Here is a 2,992-nt window from a genome sequence, read left to right as displayed (position 1 = left end):
CCCATGCCCTTGGAGGCGAAATAAAGGGGGAGGGGRCGGCCGCAGGCCGACGCCGGAGGACATTCGCCGGAAAGGGTATGGGGGCCCAGCGCCCGACCCGCCGACCCCCGCGCCGATCCGCCAATCGTCAGTGCCGATCGGCCTGCAGGTTGTCGAACGTCTCGGTGTAATCCTTGAACTCCGGAATCCGCTTCACCAGGTCCGGCGGAATCGGCTGCATCCCGTCGGGGACCTGGATCTTGACCGAACGCTTGGCCGGGTCCGGCGGGGCGTCGGTGAGCGTGTTCTGACGCAGCACCTGCAACTGGCCGAACATGCCCTGCAACAGCGCCTGCTGGCTGGCGTCGAGCGGAATCTCGATCTCGTCGATCTTCATGTGCCCGTTGGGCAGCACGATGATGTTCGGGGCCGGCGCGCGACGCACCGTCAGCATGCCGTCGCTGACCGTGATCTTCGGCTTGCTGCGCTCGGCGCGGTGGTTGCGGTATTCCTGATCGCAGCCGGTGGCGGCCAGACAGAACAGGGCGAACAGCAGCAGGCACAGCTTTTTCATGGCAGGCAGCGCACAGCAAAAAGGGGAGGACTAGTGTAGTCCTCCCCCGTGCGTGTAGACCCGGCTGCGACCGAACGTCGCAGCCCCGGCGCTTACTTGCCGCAGTCGTCGATGTCGCTCTGGTCCATCGTGGCATAGGGCTTGAAGGCCGGCAGCGCGGCCGCGAGTGCCTGCTGCTTGTTCATCATTTCCGGCAGCAGCGTGCACAGCTGCTTGGCCTTTTCCTCGATCTTGCTGGTTTCGGCATTCACGCGTTCCTCGATGCCGTTGGTATCCCCGGAGAAAATGCCCTTGAGCGCCTCGCCGGCCGCCTTCACGCCAAGGTTGGCGCCGGCCACGCCGATGTCCATGCCGGCGCCGGCAATCGCCTCGACCTGCTTGCGGTAATCCAGCAGCAGCGCGCGCTGGTTGGCGGTGGTGGGAACCGTCTTGCCATTGATCAGCAGCTCGCCCTGCGGGGTGATCTCGGCCTTGTCGGACTGATCGTTGGAAATCTTGATGTTGCCTTGGGCCATTTCCTTGCGCGCCTTGTCGGTGGCGTCCTGCACGGTCTTGCCCACCGTGGTGTCGGCGGTGGCCGAGGCGGTCTTGGTGGTGGCCGGAGTGGCCTTGCCGGCATCCTGGTTGCCGCAGGCAGCCAGCGGCAGGCACAGCAGCAGGGCGGGCAGCAGCAGTCGGGTCGTCATGCGCGCATTCCTTGGGATGAAGTAAGGGGAAGTCACAGTCACTTGCCGCGGGGCAGCTGCACGCGGCCGCCGACGCCGCTGTGGCGCACGTCGCCACTGCCGCTGTGCGACACGGTGAGGTCGCCGGCAACGTCGCGCACGGTGACATCGCCCGAACCATGGCGTTCGACCGCGACATTGCCGCCGACGCCGCGCAGGTCCACATCGCCCGAACCCACGTTGCCGATGCTTACGTTGCCCTTGACCTGGCGCAGGTCGGCATCGCCGGAGCCGATGGTGCCCAGTTCGACGTTGCCCTGCACGGTGTCCATTTCAAGGTCACCCGAACCGATGGTGCCGACCTTCGCATTGCCGCGCACGTTGCGTGCCTTGAAATCGCCCGAACCCACCGACAGCACGTTGAGCGCACCGGCGCCATCGAGGATCACATCACCCGAGCCGATCGCGGCGGTGACCAGGCCCTTGATGTCCTGCAGCTTGATGTCGCCCGAGCCGACATCGGCGCTGAGCGAATGGGCACCAATGACGCTGGCATCGCCGGAGCCGACCTTCAACTGCACCAGCAGGGTGTCCGGCACGCTGCCGCGCAGGTCCAGGTAGGCATAGCTGTTGCCGCTCAACGTGAAGCCGGGCCCGACCTCGCGCTTGAGCCGCACGATCAGCTTGCCGTCCACCTTCTGCTGGGTCACGGTCAGCTCGCGCAGCCAATCGGCGTTGGAGGCACACGCACGACCGGCGAGCTGGGCCGGCCCCGGCCCGGCGGTAAGCACCAGGTCGTGCTGGTTGACCTCGAATACCACCGCCTTCGCGCCGGCCAGGTCGAGCTTGAGGTCGCGCGGTTCGTTGAACTTGCACTGCGGCTCGGCAGCGAAGGCAGACAGCGGCAGCAACAACAGGGAAGCGACAGCGAGGGTGCGGATCATGTGAGACTCCAGGAGGATGTCGGAACGAACGTCGGTCAGATTTCGCCGGCGCGGCGACGCAGGCGGATGGCGAGGATGATGAACACCACGCCGACCGCAGCACCGATCCAGATGTCGGGCAGGCTCAGGGCGGCCAGCTGGTTGGACGGGGCCAGCGCGGCGACCAGGTTGTCGCGATCACCGATCACCGCGCGCAGCTGGTCGGCGCGGTAGAACACATCGCTGCCCGGCAGGGTGCCCAGCAGCAGGCGACCGACGATGTTCTTCCAGAACCAGCCGCTGGTGCTGTCGAACGCACTCATCAGGTGGGTGGTGCTGACGATGATGCCGGCAAACAGCGGCAGCATGACCGCCCACAGGAACGGCTTGGTCTTGGCCCAGGCCGAGCACAGCAGCAGCCAGCCCACGCTCGGCAGCGCCCACAGCAGGTACACCGGAATCCAGGACAGGTGGCCGGCGACGATGCTCAACGGACTGGCCGGGCCCCAGATCAGGGTCATCGGGTCGCCGCCATGGGTGAGCACAACCACACTGATGATCAGCAGGAAACCGAACATGGTCAGGATCGAGGCGATCACCGCGATCAACGGCGCCACCAGCAGTGCGCTCAGCGCCTTGGACAGCACGGTCTGGGTGTCCGACAGCGGCAGCGACTTCCAGAACAGGATGCTGCGGTCGCGGCGGTCGTCATACAGCGCGCCCAGGCAGTAGAAGAACACCACAAAGGCCAGCACGATGAATGGCCACAGCGAACTGAGGATGAGCGTCAGGTCCAGCCCGTTGGCCAGGTTGTGCAGGTCCTCGGCATCGAGCTTCTGGGTCAGCAGGCC

At 66.0% G+C, this 2,992-nt stretch carries 4 protein-coding genes; all 4 read right to left on the bottom strand.

Annotated features, from left to right (window positions below; genetic code table 11):
* Positions 1-127: 127 nt before the first annotated feature.
* Positions 128-553, bottom strand: a complete 426-nt coding sequence (locus tag AC1DQP_RS18840; protein ID WP_256774576.1) for a hypothetical protein — start codon at positions 551-553, stop codon at positions 128-130.
* Between the two features lie 92 nt (positions 554-645).
* Positions 646-1,239, bottom strand: coding sequence for a DUF2884 family protein (locus AC1DQP_RS18835; protein ID WP_478052239.1), 594 nt, complete (start codon positions 1,237-1,239; stop codon positions 646-648).
* Positions 1,240-1,277: 38 nt separating this feature from the next.
* Positions 1,278-2,162: a GIN domain-containing protein gene (locus AC1DQP_RS18830; protein ID WP_457319874.1), complete on the bottom strand. Its 885-nt coding sequence runs from the start codon at positions 2,160-2,162 to the stop codon at positions 1,278-1,280.
* Positions 2,163-2,197: 35 nt separating this feature from the next.
* Positions 2,198-2,992 (bottom strand): hypothetical protein (locus AC1DQP_RS18825; RefSeq protein WP_478052238.1); only part of this gene is annotated, 795 nt, incomplete at its 5' end.

The organism is Stenotrophomonas sp. P5_A8 (assembly GCF_056400545.1).
Note: the sequence above shows the minus strand (reverse complement) of the source record. Positions and strands in the feature narration are given on the sequence as shown.